The following is a 16166-nucleotide window of genomic DNA, read 5'->3' as shown; positions in this document are numbered from 1 at the left end:
CCCCCCCCATCCACGCCTGTGATGACTTCGCCTCGGCGGCGTAGGATGGGTTGAGCGAAGCGAAACCCATCACCGCCGCGCGGACACCGATGGGGTTCGCTATGCTCAACCCATCCTACGAACGGGCCATCCTTCTTCGCGCAGCGCCGCTTCAGTCTGTCAGACTTGCGACAAGTGTCGGGGCCCCGACACCGTCGCGGATTCCGGCGGTACGTATAATCCTTCTAAGAATCAATGAAGTAGCAGTCTGGCACGAGGCTTGAAGGACGATGCGCAACGCAATGTCTCTCAACCGAGGAGCCGGCTATGGCCTACAAGATCGTGACCTCCCAATGCACCGTCTGCGGTGCGTGCGAATTCGAATGTCCCAACGCTGCGATCAGCATGAAGCGCGGCACCTATGTGATCGACGCCGCCAAGTGCACCGAGTGCGAAGGCCAGTTCGACAAGCCGCAATGCGTCTCGGTCTGCCCGGTCGACAATACCTGCGTGCCGGCCTGACGCCTGCCTGACCGAACGACGAGCCGGCGCCTTGACCGTCGGATGTCGTCTTCGCCCGATCGCCGTGCCCGAAGTTTGCCACAAGACTTTTGCCGGCCCGGTTGCAGCACCCACCCACCGACAAGCCGCCTGTCGTGCGGCGATCGAACGAGGCCCGGACATGAGTAAGCTGCTGCAATTACACGATTTTGGCGCCCCGGGAGCGGTTTCGTTCGAGCAGCTCCGCACCGCCGCCACCGGCTGCAGCAGCAAAGGCGGCACCGGCAAGTCCAGCTGCGGCTCCGCCGCCGGCCCAAATGATCTGCCGCCGGACGTCTGGGAGAAGGTGAAGAACCATCCCTGTTACTCCGAGCAGGCGCATCATCACTTCGCCCGCATGCATGTCGCGGTCGCGCCCGCGTGCAACATCCAGTGCAATTACTGCAATCGCAAATACGATTGCGCCAACGAGTCCCGGCCCGGCGTGGTGAGCGAGAAGCTCACGCCGGAGCAGGCCGCGCGCAAAGTCGTCGCGGTTGCCTCGACGATTCCGCAGATGACGGTGCTCGGCATCGCCGGTCCCGGGGACGCGCTCGCCAATCCGGCCAAGACGTTCAAGACGTTCGAGTTGGTGACTGAAGCTGCGCCCGACATCAAGCTGTGCCTGTCGACCAACGGCCTGATGCTGCCCGACTACGTCGAGCAGATCGCCGCGATGAATGTCGATCACGTCACCATCACCATCAACATGGTCGATCCGGAAGTCGGCGCGAAGATCTATCCGTGGATCTTCTACGATCATCGCCGCATCACCGGCGTCGAAGCGTCTAAGATCCTCAGCGAGCGGCAACTGCTCGGCCTCGAAATGCTGACCGCGCGCGGCATTCTAGTGAAGGTCAACTCGGTGATGATCCCGGGGATCAACGACAAGCACCTGGTCGAGGTGAACAAGGCGGTGAAGTCGCGCGGCGCCTTCCTGCACAACATCATGCCGCTGATCTCCGAAGCCGAGCACGGCACGGCGTTCGGCCTGTCCGGCCAGCGCGGCCCGACCGCGCAGGAGCTCAAGGCGCTGCAGGACGCCTGCGAGGGCGAAATGAACATGATGCGCCACTGCCGGCAGTGCCGTGCCGACGCGGTCGGCCTGCTCGGCGAAGACCGCAGCGCCGAGTTCACAACCGACAAGGTGATGGCGATGGATGTCGAATACGACCTCGCTGGTCGGCAAGCCTATCAGGCCAAGGTCGAAGCCGAGCGCGATGCCATCGCGGCTGCCAAGCAGCGCGAACTGGCGACGCTGGCCGACGAGACCGCGACGATCAAGATCCAGGTTGCGATCGCCACCAAGGGCGGCGGCCTCATCAACGAGCATTTCGGCCACGCCCACGAATTCCAGATCTACGAGGTCTCGACCGCGGGCGCCAAGTTCGTCGGCCATCGCCGTGTCGATCTGTATTGCGAGGGCGGCTATGCCAGCGACGCCGGGATCGAACCGATTCTGAAGGCGCTGAACGATTGCACTGCGGTGCTGGTCGCCAAGATCGGGATGTGCCCGAAGGACTCGCTCGCCGGCGCAGGCATCGAAGCGGTCGAGAGCTACGCGTTCGAATATATCGAGCAGTCGGTGATCGCCTACTTCAAGGATTATCTGGAGCGCGTCGGAAAATCCGAGATCCGCCATGTCGCCCGCGGCGACGCGACGATCCGGCAGGGCGCCTTCATCGAAGCGTAGGCGAGCAGCCCAGGGAGCGCGGCCATGGCTTACAAGATCGTCGGTTCGCAATGCACCTCCTGTTCGGCCTGCGAGCCGGAGTGCCCCAACGTCGCGATCTTCGAGAAGGGCGGCGTGTTCGCGATCGACCCGGCCAAATGCACCGAATGCATCGGTCATTTCGATCAGCCGCAATGCGTCGCGGTGTGCCCGGTCGACGGCACCTGCGTGATCGACAATTCCGTCCCGCGCGCTCGCGCCGCATGAGGTGAGAGATGAACCTGATCATGACGCCCTCCGCCGAGAAATTCATCCGCCGCATGATCCGCTTCAGCGGTGGGGCCGGCGGCTTTCGCCTTACGGTGACGTCCGGCGGCTGCTCGGGCTTCACCGCTGCGTTCGATGTCGAGGCGGCACCGCGCACGGGTGACCAGGTCGTGGACCACGGCGATCTGCGGCTGTTCATGCCCGACGCGACCTGCAAGCTGCTCGACGGCGTCACCGTCGATTACATGGAGACGCCGACGTCGAGCGGCTTCGTGTTCCACGATCCAAAGCCCTCGGCCTGCCAATGCTCCGGCGACGACGCCAAGCCGAAGGCCGGTCTGCATCAGCTGCAGGAGCTGTGACATGGCGCATGTCCTGCACAGCGAGCTGACGATGTCGGGTCCCGAGCAGGCGCTGCTCGCCGGTGCGTTGCTCGGTGCGGGGCTGCCGACCGACGCGCAGCGTCACCTCGAACTGGCCGGAGCGGACTTCCAGAGCGACGCGGAGGCCGAGCGGCATCTGCGCGACGCCCAGGCGCTGGCACCCGACCATGCGGCCGTGCTGATCGGGCTGTATCGCTTCTATTTCTACAAAGGCCGGCTGCAGGAGGCCCTGCGCGTCGCCGAAACCTGCCTGGCGAAAGCGGCCCGCGACAACGGTCTCGACACCGACTGGCGCAAGGTTCGGCGCAGCGATGCGGAGTTCTCCAGCTTCGCCGCGATCCTGCCGCGGTTCTACCTGTTCGCGCTGAAGGCTTACGCCTATTTGCGGATGCGCCTCGGCGATCTCGACGGAGGCCACGCAGCGATCGAGAAGCTGCTCGAGCTCGATCCGTCCGACAAGGTCAATGCCGGCGTGCTGCACGATGTCTGGCAACGGATCGGGTACGACGATGACGACTGACATCGACGAGGCCCGCGACTGGCAGGGCAACGACATCGATTGCGCGTCGTGCCCGCATCGCGACCTGCTGGCGGCGGGCCGCTGCGAATTGAAGAAAGCCTGCGTCAAGGATCGCTATGCTCGGCGGCTGGAGCGATTCTTCCAGCAGAACCGCGCGCTCGCCGATCAGTATCTCGACCATCCGTATTTCGAGACGCGTGCGGTGGCGGCAGGTTACGCCACGGTTTTCCTGCTTCCCAAATTGCTCGGCGATCCCGACGAGACCGTGCGCTGGAGCGCGGCGCGGCGATTGCCGAAGCGCTATCTGCTGCCGCTGCGCAACGACCCGCATCGAGAGGTGCGGATCCGCATCGCCTCGGTGCTGAGCGACGACGATCTGCGACCGATGGCGAGCGACGCGGACTACTACGTCCGCCAGATCGTCGCGAAGCGCGCGTCGCCGGGGTTGCTGCCATTGCTGGTGCTCGATCCCGATAGCGGCGTACGTCGCGAGGTCGCACGCCGGATCGGTCCCGAATGGCTGGCGCAGATGGCGATGGACAAGGACGGCGACGTCCGGCTCGAAGCCGCCAGGCGGATGTCGCCGGGCCGGCTGCTGGCGCTGCTCGACGACCCCGATTGGCGCATCCGCTACGAAGTGGCGAGCCGTGTCGACACCTACGAGTTGAGCCGGCTGCTCGACGATCCAGACCCGCTCGTGCGCGAACTCGTGCGCAGCCGCACTGGCTTCACCGGCGCGCCGCGCTCCGGTCCTGCCTCGCCCAACGCCAAGCCTGCTACGGAGCCCTCATCATGAACATCGCGCGCGACAGCGACATCGTCGAACTCGATGGCCCGCCGGACTTCGACTACGGCCAGAAGGTGCGGGCGAAGATCAATATCCGCAACGACGGCACGTTTCCCGGCAAAGAAATCGGCGAGGTGCTGGTGAAGAAGGGCGACGAGGGCTACGTCGTCTCGATCGGCACCTTCCTGCAGCAGTTCTACATCTACGGCGTCGACTTCGTCGCCCAGGGCCGCATCGTCGGCATGAAGCGCAAGGAGCTGGTGCCCGTCGAAGCGGCGCTGCCCGCATCGGAGGTGGCGTGATGAACGAGCCGAAGTACCAATGGGGCCAGCGTGTCGCGGCACAGATCGACCTGTTCAACGACGGCAGCTTTCCGGACCAGCCCGAAGAAGCGTTGCTGGTGAAGATGGGCGATGCCGGTGAGATCGTGCGCATCGGGATGCACGAAGAGAGCCAGCAGCCGGTCTATTTGGTCGAGTTCGCGGACAATCGCGTTATCGGCTGCCTCGAGCACGAAATCTCGCCTGTTTAGTCCGTTCATAGACGTCGCTGCGGCGGCCCAACCCAAGGACCGAAATCGATGAAAGTAATGATCCGCAGGACCGAAAAGGGGCTGTCGGCCTATGTGGCCAAGAAGGATCTCGAAGAGCCGATCGTCGAGATCGAGAACGAGGCGCTGTGGGGCGGCAAGGTGACGCTGGCCAATGGCTGGCAGCTCGAACTGCCGGCAATGGCGGCCGACACGCCGCTGCCGATCACGGTCGAAGCCCGCAAGCTGTGACGATGACGATCAGCAGCGAAGATGTCGCCAAACTCGACGCGCTGCTCGGCGGCGCCGACGCCGAGCGCAGCGCGGTGATGGCACTGCGTCAGGCGTTGCCGCATCTGTCGCTGACGTCGTGCGACCCCTCCGACATCGACGCCGAAGCGCCGTTCCGCGACTATCCACGGTTCAGCGTCTATCTGGTCGACGGCAGTCAGCATTGCTGGACCCTCACCGCCGATGTGGCGAAGGCGACAGGGCTGGTGGTGGTGCAACACAAGGTAGCGCGCGGGTGATTTCTTGATTCGTCATTGCGAGCGAAGCGAAGCAATCCAGCTAAGTGCACTGCGCTGGATTGCTTCGTCGCTTCGCTCCTCGCAATGACGGGGAGAGTCGGAGGAAAGCAGCATGACCGTTGAAGCACTGAATGACATCGCGGCCGGCTTCGCGCAGGGGCGGGTGATCCCCTATCTCGGCTCGGGCCTGCTGACTCTCGCCGAAGCTGGGGTGCCGGCGTCGCCGCTGGATCTGGTCACCAAGCTGACGGCCAAGACGACCGTGCCGCACAAGGTCCGCAGCAATCTCACCGGCGCCGCGCAGTACATCGAGAATTTCAAGCATCGCAAGACGCTGACCGCAATGATGACGGAGGCTTTCCGCGCCTCCGCCAAGCCCAACGAACTGCATCGCCTGCTCGCCGGCCAACCGGCGCTGCCGCTGCTGGTCCATGCCTGGTACGACGACCTACCGCAGAAGGCGCTGGCGGGTCGCAGCGACTGGGGCATGGTGCAGGGCCTGAGCCAGGCCGAACATCACGGCCGCTGGGTCGGCTGCTATCGGGCCGACGGCAGCGAAGTGGGCGAGGGCGATCCCAGCATCGTCGCCGACGAACTGGTGCCGCAGGACATGCCGCTGTATTCGCCGGTGCCGGATGAAGCTGCGGCCTGGTCGACGCTGCTGTATCAGCCGCTCGGCTCGGTGGCGCCGGCTGCCAATTTCATCGTGTCGGACAGCGACTTTGTCGAAGTTCTGACCGAGATCGACATCCAGACCCCGATCCCGCAGCCGGTGCAGCAGATCCGCAGTGGCCGGCACTTCCTGTTTGTCGGCTGCCGCTTCGACAGCCAGCTCGACCGCGCTTTCCCACGCCAGATCATGAAGCGCTCGTCGGATCGCCATTGGGCCGTGCTGCCCGACACGCCGACCCGCAACGAACAGCGCTTCCTCGACGAACAGAACATCACGCGGCTGGAACTGCCGTTGCCGAAGTTCGTCGCCGAATTGGCCGATGCGCTGCAGGGCCAGCCGCTGACGGCGTAGGCGCTTCTTCTCACTCTTCCGATTCACCACCGTCATGGCCGGCCTTGTGCCGGCCATCCACGTTCTTGTTGCAAGCGCCGCCGTATTCGTGGGTGCCCGGGACAAGCCCGAGCATGACGACGTCGCTGCTCACCTCTCTCCGTCATTGCGAGCGGAGCGAAGCAATCCAGCGCCATACACGGAGCTGGATTGTTTCGTCGCTTCGCTCCTCGCAATGACGTGGAGAGGGCGATGCAAATCGTGATGGCGATTCGCAAGTACCGACAGCTTCGACAGCCTGACGCTTCGCGTAGACGTCGACACACCAACCGCCTCCTCCTCCCCAGCCGGTATCAGTTTGTTTCGTTTCTAACAGCCATCCCCCTTGATGTCGTCCGCCCGGCGGCGATGTCGGATTCTAAACATCCGCGTACATTTCACCGAGGTGGCTGCTATCCGCACGTAAACGCACGCTTTTTCGCTTCGCGCAAGGCTTGGCACGGTCGTTGCAAAACAGGGATCAGCAAGGCGAGGCATCGTTGGCTGAGCATTCCCGCGAAGCGCAACGTCCGCATCTGAGCCGTGCGACGGTTTTAACGGAAGAGGCTGCGCGGTCCGCGCAAATCGATCAAGCGGCACAAGGTCAACGGAGAGAAAACATGGCACTTCGGCAAATCGCATTCTACGGCAAGGGCGGCATCGGCAAGTCGACCACCTCGCAGAACACCCTCGCGGCGCTGGTCGAGATGGGTCAGAAGATCCTGATCGTCGGCTGCGACCCCAAGGCGGACTCCACCCGCCTGATCCTCAACACCAAGATGCAGGACACCGTGCTCAGCCTCGCGGCTGAAGCCGGCTCGGTCGAAGACCTCGAGCTCGAAGACGTGATGAAGATCGGCTACAAGGGCATCAAGTGCACCGAAGCCGGTGGCCCGGAGCCGGGCGTCGGCTGCGCCGGCCGCGGCGTCATCACCGCGATCAACTTCCTCGAAGAGAACGGCGCCTATGAGGACGTCGACTACGTCTCCTACGACGTGCTCGGCGACGTGGTGTGCGGCGGCTTCGCGATGCCGATCCGCGAGAACAAGGCCCAGGAAATCTACATCGTCATGTCCGGTGAGATGATGGCGCTGTACGCCGCCAACAACATCTCCAAGGGCATTCTGAAGTACGCCTCCTCGGGCGGCGTCCGCCTCGGCGGCCTGATCTGCAACGAGCGCCAGACCGACCGCGAGCTCGACCTTGCCGAGGCTCTCGCCAAGAAGCTGAACTCCAAGCTGATCCACTTCGTGCCGCGCGACAACATCGTGCAGCACGCCGAGCTGCGTCGCCAGACCGTGATCCAGTACGCGCCCGACAGCCAGCAGGCCAAGGAATATCGCGCCCTGGCCAACAAGGTGCACGCCAATTGCGGCAACGGCACCATCCCGACCCCGATCACCATGGAAGAGCTGGAAGAGATGCTGCTCGACTTCGGCATCATGAAGACCGAGGAGCAGCAGCTCGCCGAGCTCGCCGCCAAGGAAGCCGCCAAGGCTGCCGCCTCGGCCTGATCGTATCAGCCCGGCCGGTCGCGATGAGCGGCCGGCCGCCACACCGGCGGCCCCAGAACACGAGGAACATCGATGAGCACCGCAGTCGCAGAATCCCCCGCGGACATCAAGGAACGTAACAAGGCGCTGATCGCCGAAGTCCTGGAGGCCTATCCGGACAAGTCGGCCAAGCGCCGTGCCAAGCATCTCAACAGCTACGACGCCGAAAAGGCGGAGTGCTCGGTCAAGTCGAACATCAAGTCGATCCCCGGCGTGATGACGATCCGTGGCTGCGCCTACGCCGGTTCGAAGGGCGTGGTGTGGGGCCCGATCAAGGACATGGTCCACATCTCCCACGGCCCGGTCGGCTGCGGACAGTACAGCTGGGGCTCGCGCCGCAACTACTACAAGGGTGTCACCGGCATCGACACCTTCGGCACGATGCAGTTCACCTCCGACTTCCAGGAGAAGGACATCGTCTTCGGCGGTGACAAGAAGCTCGGCAAGATCATCGACGAAATCCAGGAACTGTTCCCGCTCAGCAAGGGCATCTCGGTGCAGTCGGAATGCCCGATCGGTCTGATCGGGGACGACATCGAGGCGGTCTCCAAGGCAAAGTCGAAGCAATACGACGGCAAGCCGATCATCCCGGTTCGCTGCGAAGGTTTCCGCGGCGTGTCGCAGTCGCTCGGCCACCACATCGCCAACGACGTGATCCGTGACTGGGTGTTCGACAAGGCGGGCGAAAAGAACGCCGGCTTCCAGTCGACCCCCTATGACGTCGCGATCATCGGCGACTACAACATCGGCGGCGACGCCTGGGCCTCGCGCATCCTGCTCGAGGAAATGGGCCTGCGCGTCATCGCACAGTGGTCCGGCGACGGCACCATCGCCGAGCTGGAGAACACCCCGAAGGCGAAGCTGAACATCCTGCACTGCTACCGCTCGATGAATTACATCACGCGGCACATGGAAGAGAAGTTTGGTATTCCGTGGGTGGAATACAACTTCTTCGGCCCGTCCAAGATCGAAGCGTCGCTGCGCGAGATCGCCTCGAAGTTCGACGACAAGATCAAGGAAGGCGCCGAGCGCGTCATCGCCAAGTACAAGCCGAAGATGGATGCGGTGATCGCCAAGTATCGCCCCCGCCTCGAAGGCAAGAAGGTGATGCTCTACGTCGGCGGCCTGCGTCCGCGCCACGTCATCGGCGCCTATGAAGACCTCGGCATGGAAGTGGTCGGAACCGGCTATGAATTCGGCCACAACGACGACTATCAGCGCACCACCCATTACGTGAAGGACGGCACGCTGATCTACGACGACGTCACCGGCTACGAATTCGAGAAGTTCGTCGAGAAGGTGCAGCCCGACCTGGTCGGCTCCGGCGTCAAGGAAAAGTACATCTTCCAGAAGATGGGCGTTCCGTTCCGCCAGATGCATTCCTGGGACTATTCGGGCCCGTATCACGGCTACGACGGGTTCGGCATCTTCGCCCGCGACATGGACATCGCCATCAATGCCCCGGTCTGGAAACTGACCAAGGCACCCTGGAGCTGAAGACTCGGAGCTGAGCTGAACCTTCACACCGGGCTTCCGGCGCCGGCCGCCGGAAGTCCCGCGAACCAAATTCGGGAAAGACACCACCATGACCGAGACCGCAGAGAAGATCCGCGATCACTTCGACCTCTTCCGTGAGCCCCAATACGAAGAGTTGATGGAGAACAAGCGGAAGAATTTTGAGAACTATGTTGGCGAAGCCGAGGTCGCGCGCGTCTCGGATTGGACCAAGACCAAGGAATATCAGGACAAGAACTTCGCCCGCGAAGCTCTCGTCATCAACCCGGCCAAGGCCTGCCAGCCGCTCGGCGCCGTGTTCGCCGCGGTCGGCTTTGAAAAGACGCTGCCGTTCGTGCACGGCTCGCAGGGCTGCGTCGCCTATTATCGCAGCCATTTCACCCGTCACTTCAAGGAGCCGACCTCGTGCGTCTCCTCGTCGATGACCGAAGACGCCGCGGTGTTCGGCGGCCTCAACAACATGATCGACGGCCTGGCCAACGCCTATTCGCTGTACAAGCCGAAGATGATCGCGGTCTCGACCACCTGCATGGCGGAAGTGATTGGCGACGACCTCAACGCGTTCATCAAGAACGCCAAGGAAAAGGGATCGGTCCCGACCGATTTCGACGTCACCTACGCCCACACCCCGGCGTTCGTTGGCAGCCACATCACCGGCTACGACAACACCATGAAGGGCGTGGTCGAGCACTTCTGGGACGGCAAGTCCGGCACCGCGCCGAAGCTCGAACGGCAGCCGAACGAGTCCATCAACTTCCTCGGCGGCTTCGACGGCTACACCGTCGGCAATCTGCGCGAAATCAAGCGCATCTTCGACACCATGGGCGTCGAATACACCATCTTCGGTGACAACAGCGACGTCTGGGACACCCCGGCCGACGGCGAGTTCCGGATGTACGACGGTGGCACCACGCTGGAGCAGGCTGCCAACGCCATCCACGCCAAGGCGACGATCTCGATGCAGGAGTTCTGCACCGAGAAGACCCTGGCGACGATCGCCGACCATGGCCAGGAAGTGGTCGCGTTCAATCACCCGGTCGGCGTCACCGGCACCGACCGCTTCCTGCAGGCGGTGTCGCGCATCACCGGCAAACAGATCCCCGAGGCGCTGACCAAGGAGCGTGGCCGGCTGGTCGACGCCATCGCTGATTCCGCCGCCCACATCCATGGCAAGAAGTTCGCCATCTACGGCGATCCGGACCTGTGCTACGGCCTCGCCGAATTCATCCTCGAGCTCGGCGGCGAACCGACGCATATCCTGGCGACCAACGGCAACAAGACGTGGGAAGCCAAGGTCCAGGCGCTGCTCGACAGCTCGCCGTTCGGCAAGGACTGCAAGGTCTACGCCGGCAAGGATCTGTGGCACCTGCGCTCGCTGCTGTTCACGCAGCCGGTCGATTTCATGATCGGCAACACTTACGGCAAGTACCTCGAGCGCGACACCGGCACCCCGCTGATCCGCATCGGCTTCCCGATCTTCGATCGCCATCACCATCACCGCGCGCCGGTGTGGGGCTATCAGGGCTCGCTGAACGTGCTGGTCAAGATCCTCGACAAGATCTTCGACGAGATGGACAAGTCGACCAACGTCGCCGGCAAGACCGACGTCAGCTTCGACATCATCCGCTGATGCCGAAGTTACGTACCACCTGATGCACAGGAGCGTCGCATGAGCCGGCTCGCAGACAAGATTCAAGACGTCTTTAACGAGCCCGGCTGTGCGGCCAATCAGGCCAAGTCCGACAAGCAACGCAAGAAGGGCTGCAGCAAACCGCTGCAGCCGGGGGGCGCAGCCGGCGGCTGCGCCTTCGACGGTGCCAAGATCGCGCTGCAACCGATCGTCGACGTCGCGCATCTGGTGCACGGCCCGATCGCCTGCGAAGGCTCATCCTGGGACAATCGCGGTACCAAGTCGTCCGGCTCGAAGCTGTATCGCACCGGCTTCACCACCGACATGGGCGAGAACGACGTCATTTTCGGCGGCGAGAAGCGGCTATTCCGGTCGATCAAGGAAATCATCGAGAAGTACGACCCGCCGGCCGTGTTCGTGTATCAGACCTGCGTGCCGGCGATGATGGGCGACGATATCGTTGCGGTCTGCAAGGTGGCGGCCGAGAAATTCGGCAAGCCCTGCATTCCGATCATCTCGCCCGGCTTCGTCGGGCCGAAGAATCTCGGCAACAAGCTCGCCGGCGAGGCGATGCTCGACTACGTGATCGGCACCCAGGAGCCGGAGGTCACGACCCCCTACGACATCAACATCATCGGCGAATACAACGTCGCCGGCGAATTGTGGCAGGTCAAGCCGCTGCTCGACGAGCTCGGCATTCGCATCCTGTCGTGCCTGTCGGGCGATGCGCGCTATCACGAAGTGGCGCAGTCGCACCGCGCCCGCGCCGCCATGATGGTGTGCTCGACCGCGATGATCAACGTCGCGCGAAAAATGGAAGAGCGCTACGGCATTCCGTATTTCGAAGGCTCGTTCTACGGCATCAGCGACACCTCGGAGTCGCTGCGCCAGATCGCGCGGCTACTGATCGCCCGCGGCGCCGATGCCGAATTGATGGACCGGGTCGAGGCGCTGATCGCCCGCGAGGAAGCAAAAGCCTGGGCCGCGATCAAGGCGTATACGCCGCGGCTCGAAGGCAAGCGCGTGCTGCTGATCACCGGCGGTGTCAAATCGTGGTCGGTCGTGGCGGCGCTGCAGGAGGCGGGGCTGACCATCGTCGGCACCAGCGTCAAGAAGTCGACCAAGGAAGACAAGGAGCGGCTCAAGGAGATGAGCCCGGACGTGCACCAGATCGACGATCTGCGGCCGCGCGAAATGTACAAGATGCTGAAAGAGGCGCAGGCCGACATCATGCTGTCGGGCGGCCGCTCGCAATTCGTCGCGCTGAAGGCGCGGATGCCCTGGATGGATATCAACCAGGAGCGCAGCTACGCCTATTGCGGCTATGTCGGCATCGTCGAGATGGTGCGGCAGATCGACAAATCGCTGTCCAATCCGATCTGGGCCCAGGTGCGCTCCGCGCCGCCGTGGGACGAAGTCACCTGGGAAACCCGTGCCGACGCCGCCAACGCCATCGATGCCCGCCAGCGTGCCATTTTCGGCCCGCGCGCGCAGGTGGCGTGAGGAGGCGGCGATGGCGAAGATCACCACCTCGGCCAAGTCCTGCACCGTCAATCCCCTACGCATGAGCCAGCCGCTCGGCGCCTCGCTGGCCTTCATGGGGCTGCGGAACTGCATGCCGTTGCTGCACGGCTCGCAGGGCTGCACCTCGTTCGGCTTGGTTCTGTTCGTTCGTCACTTCCGCGAACAGATCCCGCTGCAGACCACGGCGATGAGTGAGGTCGCGACCGTGCTCGGCGGCTTCGAAAACGTTGAGCAGGCGATCGTCAACATCGTGGGGCGGACCAAGCCGGACGTGATCGGCATCTGTACGACGGGCGTCACCGAGATCAAAGGCGACGATCTCGACGGCTTCATCAAGGACGTGCGCAAGAAGCATCCCGAACTGGCGCACGTCGCGCTGGTGCCGGTCTCGACGCCGGACTTCAAGGGCGCGTTCGAGGATGGCTTCTCAACGACGGTGACGCGGATCGTCGAGACGCTGGTTGAGGCGCCGGAGCCCGGCGCGGCGCGCGACGCCACCAGGCTCAACGTGCTGGCCGGCAGCCACCTGACGCCGGGCGATATCGACGAACTCCGCGATATCATCGAAGCGTTCGGCCTGCAGCCGACCTTCCTTCCCGACATCTCGGGCTCGCTCGACGGCCACATGCCCGAAGACTTCACGCCGACCACCCACGGCGGCGTTTCGGTCGCCGAGGTCGCGGCGATGGGCGGCGCCGGCCACACGCTGGCGCTCGGCGAGCAGATGCGCGGCGCGGCCGAAGCGCTCGAGGCCAAGGCCAGGGTGCCGTTCACGCTGTTGCGCCGCCTCACCGGGCTCGCGGCCGGCGACGAGTTGATGGCAACGCTGGCGCGGATCAGCGGCCGGCCGGTGCCGGCCAAATATCGGCGACAGCGCAGCCAGTTGGTCGACGCCATGCTGGACGGCCATTTCTACTTCGGTGGCAAGCAGGTCGCGCTCGGTGCCGAGCCGGACATGTTGCTGAACATCGCGAGTTGGCTCGCCGACATGGGCTGCACCATCTCGGCCGCCGTCACGACCACGACATCGCCGGTGTTGGAACAGGTGCCGAGCGATGAAGTCCTGATCGGCGATCTCGAAGATCTCGAGCACCGCGCCGAAGGCTGCGATCTGCTGCTGACGCATTCGCACGGCCGCCAGGCGGCGGAGCGGCTCGGCGTGCCGCTGTTCCGCATCGGTCTGCCGATGTTCGATCGGCTCGGCGCCGCACATCAGGTCGTCGTCGGCTATCGTGGCACGCGCGATCTGATTTTTGCGATCGGCAATCAGTTCATCGCGGCCATCAAGGAGCCGGACATCAACAGTTGGCGCGGGGCCGGCTCCATTTCGGATCGGGCCGATGCGCCGATTACGACTCATTAGTTCGGACGCGAAGGAGATCGTCGATGCACAGCAACGGAGGCGCGGCATGAAGGTCGCTTTCGCCACCCAGGACCTGAAGCGCGTGGACGCGCATTTCGGTTGGGCCAAGAATATCGCCATCTACGAGGTGACGGCGGACGATTATCGCTTCGTCGAGGCCGCGCAGTTCGCCGAGGAGAAGGAAGACGGCAACGAGGACAAGCTGGCCGCCAAGATCGACGCGATCCGGGATTGCGCCATCGTGTACTGCACGGCGATCGGCGGCTCGGGGGCGGCGCGGGTCGTCGCCGCGCAGGTTCATCCGCTCAAGCTGCCGCACCCCGAGCTGATCACCGACCTCATTACCAAGCTCCAGGGTGTGCTGCGCGGCGTGCCGCCGCCGTGGCTGCGCAAAGCGTTGCTGAAGGGCGAAGAGCGCAAGCTCGATTTTGCCGACGAGGTGTGAGCATGACCGACACCACCACTGTCTCGCCCGACGAAGCGATCGATGCGCCCTTCGTCAAGGAACTGATCAAGCAACTCCGCGCCCAGGACACCCACGGTACCTGGGAGAATAGGTCCGACCTCAAGCTGCTCGAGCCCTACATCATCGACAAGGCCAAGCGCCGCGAGATTCCGCTGATGGGCGATCCGGATCCGGAGACGCTGTGGCGGCTCGAGCTGTTCTACAACGCGGTGGCGCTGTCGATCGAGCGCGAGACCAAGATCATGGTGTCGCCGATGATGAAGATGCACCACGAGGGCTTTGGCCGGCTGATCCTTAGCGCCGGGCGACTGATTGTCATCAACAAGCACATGCGCGACGTGCACCGCTTCGGCTTCGACAATCTCGGCAAGCTGGCGGCGGAAGGCGACAAGCTGGTCGCGGCGGGCGTCGAGATGATCCGCAAATTTCCTGACGTCGCAGCGTATTGAAGGAAGGTAACCATGTCGGACATCGAGGCGCTGAAAGCCGAGATCAAAAAACTCTCGGCGCGCGCGACGACAATGAAAATGAATCTGCACGATCTGTCCGAGGAACTGCCGATCAACTGGCAGAACATCATGACGGTCGCGCAGCAGACCCAGGACGCTTACGCGGCCCTTGAAGCCGCGCGCAAGACGCTGAAAGAGCTGGAAGCCAAGGCCGCCTGAGGCGTCCAGACGCGACCGCTCGCATCGCGCGGCAAATACCGCGCCGCAGGAGCATGATCATGGCGATTTTTTCCACCCGCGACGGCCAGGCTTGGGAGCCGACCTACCTCACCGCGATCGACGACAAGAAATGCATCGGCTGCGGCCGCTGTCACAAGGTGTGTTCGCGTGACGTGATGCATCTGATGGGCGTTAACGAGGACGGCGAACTGATCGCATGTTCGGGCGACGACGATGACGACGACGAGGAATTCGTCCGCAAGGTCATGGTGTTGGATGCTGCCGGCAATTGTATCGGCTGCTCGGCCTGCGTCCGGGTCTGCCCGAAGGCCTGCCAGACTCACGTCAAGGCCAGCGAACTCGGGCTGTAGGAGCGGGTCATGCGCGGCGCGGTGGAGGTTGCTCGGGATCGTTCATCGCTGCCGCTGCGCGTCGCTGCGGCCGGCTTCGCCTCGTCGCCGGCAGTCGTTTACCGTGCGCTCACCGGCGTCATGCCGGCAGAGGCGCAGATCGATGACGACAGGGCGTTCGACCGGCATGTGATGGCGTCGGTCCTGGCGGCTGCGATCACCGAGCCGGGGCCGATCACCGAACGTTGCGGGCTCGCAGCCGACGAGTTTACCGCGCTGATCATCGCGTATTTCCCGCATGTTACCGTGCTGCTGTCGGTGCTGGCGCTGGACGAGGCGGAGGAGGGCGACGAAGCCGCTATGCTGCGCGACCTGCTGCTGAAGCATCGCTCGACCACCGGCGAGGTCGGCCGCTGGCTCGCCGCGATGGTGGCGCGGCGGGCGATCGAGCCGGAGCATCTGTGGGAAGATCTCGGCCTGCGCAATCGCGGCGAGCTGTCGCGGCTGCTGACGCGCCATTTCGCCCCGCTGGCCGAGGGCAACACCCGCAACATGCGCTGGAAGCGCTACTTCTATCGCAAGCTCTGTGAGGATGACGGGCTGGTGATGTGCTCAACCCCGTCCTGCGCGCAGTGCAACGACTTCGCCGAATGTTTCGGCGACGAAAGCGGCGAAAGCCGCATGGCGGCGCGGCGGCGCGAGGTGGAGCTCGGGGCCGCTATCTCGTCCTGACACGAAGCGCGGCCGCCCTGACCCTCCCCTGGAGGGGGAGGGTCGCTCGCGTAGCGAGCGGGGTGGGGTGGGGTGGCGAAGAGTTCATCCGCAGTGCCCGGGTCTCACCCCCCCCC

22 protein-coding genes are annotated in these 16166 nt (G+C 63.9%); 21 read left to right on the top strand and 1 reads right to left on the bottom strand.

Translation table 11 applies throughout. The features are described from left to right. Positions 1 to 306 precede the first annotated feature (306 nt). The 11 genes from IP86_RS06460 (at position 307) to IP86_RS06410 (ending at position 6231) form a co-directional block, all read left to right on the top strand. Positions 307 to 501: a 4Fe-4S binding protein gene (locus IP86_RS06460; protein ID WP_054161698.1), complete on the top strand. Its 195-nt coding sequence runs from the start codon at positions 307 to 309 to the stop codon at positions 499 to 501. Positions 502 to 661: 160 nt separating this feature from the next. Further along, entirely contained in the window at positions 662 to 2212 is a 1551-nt protein-coding gene (gene nifB, locus IP86_RS06455; RefSeq protein ID WP_054161697.1) for a nitrogenase cofactor biosynthesis protein NifB, read from the top strand. A 24-nt stretch (positions 2213 to 2236) separates the two neighbouring features. Continuing rightward, positions 2237 to 2458, top strand: a complete 222-nt coding sequence (locus IP86_RS06450; protein ID WP_054161696.1) for a 4Fe-4S binding protein — start codon at positions 2237 to 2239, stop codon at positions 2456 to 2458. Between the two features lie 8 nt (positions 2459 to 2466). Continuing rightward, positions 2467 to 2820 (top strand): HesB/IscA family protein, encoded by a 354-nt coding sequence (locus IP86_RS06445; RefSeq protein WP_054161695.1) that lies wholly within the window; start codon positions 2467 to 2469, stop codon positions 2818 to 2820. A 1-nt stretch (position 2821) separates the two neighbouring features. After that, entirely contained in the window at positions 2822 to 3361 is a 540-nt protein-coding gene (locus tag IP86_RS06440) for a hypothetical protein (protein ID WP_054161694.1), read from the top strand. Further along, positions 3351 to 4157, top strand: coding sequence for a 4Fe4S-binding leucine-rich repeat protein (locus IP86_RS06435; RefSeq protein ID WP_054161693.1), 807 nt, complete (start codon positions 3351 to 3353; stop codon positions 4155 to 4157). Before IP86_RS06440 ends, IP86_RS06435 begins: the two co-directional genes overlap by 11 nt. Continuing rightward, entirely contained in the window at positions 4154 to 4450 is a 297-nt protein-coding gene (locus IP86_RS06430; protein WP_054161692.1) for a nitrogen fixation protein NifZ, read from the top strand. The genes IP86_RS06435 and IP86_RS06430 overlap by 4 nt, the downstream gene beginning before the upstream one ends. After that, positions 4450 to 4680, top strand: coding sequence for a nitrogen fixation protein NifZ (locus tag IP86_RS06425; RefSeq protein ID WP_054161691.1), 231 nt, complete (start codon positions 4450 to 4452; stop codon positions 4678 to 4680). Before IP86_RS06430 ends, IP86_RS06425 begins: the two co-directional genes overlap by 1 nt. Before the next feature lie 48 nt (positions 4681 to 4728). Next, a complete protein-coding gene (gene nifT / locus IP86_RS06420; protein WP_022721823.1) occupies positions 4729 to 4929 on the top strand; it encodes a putative nitrogen fixation protein NifT in 201 nt (66 codons plus the stop codon). Positions 4930 to 4931: 2 nt separating this feature from the next. Further along, positions 4932 to 5207, top strand: a complete 276-nt coding sequence (locus IP86_RS06415; RefSeq protein ID WP_054161690.1) for a DUF6129 family protein — start codon at positions 4932 to 4934, stop codon at positions 5205 to 5207. A gap of 112 nt (positions 5208 to 5319) precedes the next feature. Further along, positions 5320 to 6231, top strand: a complete 912-nt coding sequence (locus tag IP86_RS06410) for an SIR2 family protein (protein WP_054161689.1) — start codon at positions 5320 to 5322, stop codon at positions 6229 to 6231. A 10-nt stretch (positions 6232 to 6241) separates the two neighbouring features. Here the strand turns inward: IP86_RS06410 and IP86_RS29580 are convergent, their stop codons facing one another. Then, positions 6242 to 6364, bottom strand: coding sequence for a hypothetical protein (locus IP86_RS29580; RefSeq protein ID WP_283804770.1), 123 nt, complete (start codon positions 6362 to 6364; stop codon positions 6242 to 6244). A 505-nt stretch (positions 6365 to 6869) separates the two neighbouring features. On the opposite strand from IP86_RS29580, the gene nifH reads away from it, so the two are divergent. From nifH to IP86_RS06360, 10 genes are all read left to right on the top strand, one after another. Further along, entirely contained in the window at positions 6870 to 7763 is an 894-nt protein-coding gene (gene nifH, locus IP86_RS06405; RefSeq protein WP_054161688.1) for a nitrogenase iron protein, read from the top strand. Positions 7764 to 7835: 72 nt separating this feature from the next. Beyond that, positions 7836 to 9299, top strand: a complete 1464-nt coding sequence (gene nifD / locus IP86_RS06400; RefSeq protein WP_054161687.1) for a nitrogenase molybdenum-iron protein alpha chain — start codon at positions 7836 to 7838, stop codon at positions 9297 to 9299. An 88-nt stretch (positions 9300 to 9387) separates the two neighbouring features. After that, on the top strand, positions 9388 to 10947 hold the full coding sequence (gene nifK, locus IP86_RS06395) for a nitrogenase molybdenum-iron protein subunit beta (RefSeq protein ID WP_054161686.1): 1560 nt from the start codon (positions 9388 to 9390) through the stop codon (positions 10945 to 10947). A gap of 39 nt (positions 10948 to 10986) precedes the next feature. After that, a complete protein-coding gene (nifE, locus tag IP86_RS06390) occupies positions 10987 to 12450 on the top strand; it encodes a nitrogenase iron-molybdenum cofactor biosynthesis protein NifE (RefSeq protein ID WP_054161685.1) in 1464 nt (487 codons plus the stop codon). Between the two features lie 10 nt (positions 12451 to 12460). Beyond that, positions 12461 to 13834 (top strand): nitrogenase iron-molybdenum cofactor biosynthesis protein NifN, encoded by a 1374-nt coding sequence (gene nifN / locus IP86_RS06385; RefSeq protein ID WP_054161684.1) that lies wholly within the window; start codon positions 12461 to 12463, stop codon positions 13832 to 13834. 46 nt (positions 13835 to 13880) lie between these two features. Then, positions 13881 to 14279 (top strand): nitrogen fixation protein NifX, encoded by a 399-nt coding sequence (nifX, locus tag IP86_RS06380; protein WP_054161683.1) that lies wholly within the window; start codon positions 13881 to 13883, stop codon positions 14277 to 14279. 2 nt (positions 14280 to 14281) lie between these two features. After that, entirely contained in the window at positions 14282 to 14749 is a 468-nt protein-coding gene (locus IP86_RS06375; protein ID WP_054161682.1) for a NifX-associated nitrogen fixation protein, read from the top strand. A 12-nt stretch (positions 14750 to 14761) separates the two neighbouring features. After that, positions 14762 to 14968 (top strand): CCE_0567 family metalloprotein, encoded by a 207-nt coding sequence (locus IP86_RS06370; RefSeq protein WP_054161681.1) that lies wholly within the window; start codon positions 14762 to 14764, stop codon positions 14966 to 14968. A gap of 59 nt (positions 14969 to 15027) precedes the next feature. Continuing rightward, the gene (gene fdxB, locus IP86_RS06365) at positions 15028 to 15339 is read left to right on the top strand and encodes a ferredoxin III, nif-specific (RefSeq protein ID WP_054161699.1); all 312 of its coding nucleotides are present in this window, start codon (positions 15028 to 15030) and stop codon (positions 15337 to 15339) included. Between the two features lie 9 nt (positions 15340 to 15348). After that, positions 15349 to 16050, top strand: a complete 702-nt coding sequence (locus IP86_RS06360) for a nitrogen fixation protein NifQ (RefSeq protein ID WP_054161680.1) — start codon at positions 15349 to 15351, stop codon at positions 16048 to 16050. Positions 16051 to 16166 lie beyond the last annotated feature (116 nt).

The organism is Rhodopseudomonas sp. AAP120 (genome assembly GCF_001295845.1).
In the GTDB taxonomy this organism is placed as follows: Bacteria; Pseudomonadota; Alphaproteobacteria; order Rhizobiales; family Xanthobacteraceae; genus Rhodopseudomonas.
Note: the sequence above shows the minus strand (reverse complement) of the source record. Positions and strands in the feature narration are given on the sequence as shown.

Excerpts from the sequence above, each read along its gene's own strand:
- nifN (WP_054161684.1), top strand. The coding sequence starts at position 12,461 with ATGGCGAAGATCACCACCTCGGCCAAGTCCTGCACCGTCAATCCCCTA.
- nifE (WP_054161685.1), top strand. The coding sequence starts at position 10,987 with ATGAGCCGGCTCGCAGACAAGATTCAAGACGTCTTTAACGAGCCCGGC.
- IP86_RS06450 (WP_054161696.1), top strand. The coding sequence starts at position 2,237 with ATGGCTTACAAGATCGTCGGTTCGCAATGCACCTCCTGTTCGGCCTGC.
- nifD (WP_054161687.1), top strand. The coding sequence starts at position 7,836 with ATGAGCACCGCAGTCGCAGAATCCCCCGCGGACATCAAGGAACGTAAC.
- IP86_RS06375 (WP_054161682.1), top strand. The coding sequence starts at position 14,282 with ATGACCGACACCACCACTGTCTCGCCCGACGAAGCGATCGATGCGCCC.
- nifB (WP_054161697.1), top strand. The coding sequence starts at position 662 with ATGAGTAAGCTGCTGCAATTACACGATTTTGGCGCCCCGGGAGCGGTT.
- nifX (WP_054161683.1), top strand. The coding sequence starts at position 13,881 with ATGAAGGTCGCTTTCGCCACCCAGGACCTGAAGCGCGTGGACGCGCAT.
- nifT (WP_022721823.1), top strand. The coding sequence starts at position 4,729 with ATGAAAGTAATGATCCGCAGGACCGAAAAGGGGCTGTCGGCCTATGTG.
- IP86_RS06410 (WP_054161689.1), top strand. The coding sequence starts at position 5,320 with ATGACCGTTGAAGCACTGAATGACATCGCGGCCGGCTTCGCGCAGGGG.
- IP86_RS06425 (WP_054161691.1), top strand. The coding sequence starts at position 4,450 with ATGAACGAGCCGAAGTACCAATGGGGCCAGCGTGTCGCGGCACAGATC.
- fdxB (WP_054161699.1), top strand. The coding sequence starts at position 15,028 with ATGGCGATTTTTTCCACCCGCGACGGCCAGGCTTGGGAGCCGACCTAC.
- IP86_RS06360 (WP_054161680.1), top strand. The coding sequence starts at position 15,349 with ATGCGCGGCGCGGTGGAGGTTGCTCGGGATCGTTCATCGCTGCCGCTG.
- IP86_RS06440 (WP_054161694.1), top strand. The coding sequence starts at position 2,822 with ATGGCGCATGTCCTGCACAGCGAGCTGACGATGTCGGGTCCCGAGCAG.
- IP86_RS06460 (WP_054161698.1), top strand. The coding sequence starts at position 307 with ATGGCCTACAAGATCGTGACCTCCCAATGCACCGTCTGCGGTGCGTGC.
- IP86_RS06415 (WP_054161690.1), top strand. The coding sequence starts at position 4,932 with ATGACGATCAGCAGCGAAGATGTCGCCAAACTCGACGCGCTGCTCGGC.
- IP86_RS06370 (WP_054161681.1), top strand. The coding sequence starts at position 14,762 with ATGTCGGACATCGAGGCGCTGAAAGCCGAGATCAAAAAACTCTCGGCG.
- IP86_RS06430 (WP_054161692.1), top strand. The coding sequence starts at position 4,154 with ATGAACATCGCGCGCGACAGCGACATCGTCGAACTCGATGGCCCGCCG.
- IP86_RS06435 (WP_054161693.1), top strand. The coding sequence starts at position 3,351 with ATGACGACTGACATCGACGAGGCCCGCGACTGGCAGGGCAACGACATC.
- nifK (WP_054161686.1), top strand. The coding sequence starts at position 9,388 with ATGACCGAGACCGCAGAGAAGATCCGCGATCACTTCGACCTCTTCCGT.
- IP86_RS06445 (WP_054161695.1), top strand. The coding sequence starts at position 2,467 with ATGAACCTGATCATGACGCCCTCCGCCGAGAAATTCATCCGCCGCATG.
- nifH (WP_054161688.1), top strand. The coding sequence starts at position 6,870 with ATGGCACTTCGGCAAATCGCATTCTACGGCAAGGGCGGCATCGGCAAG.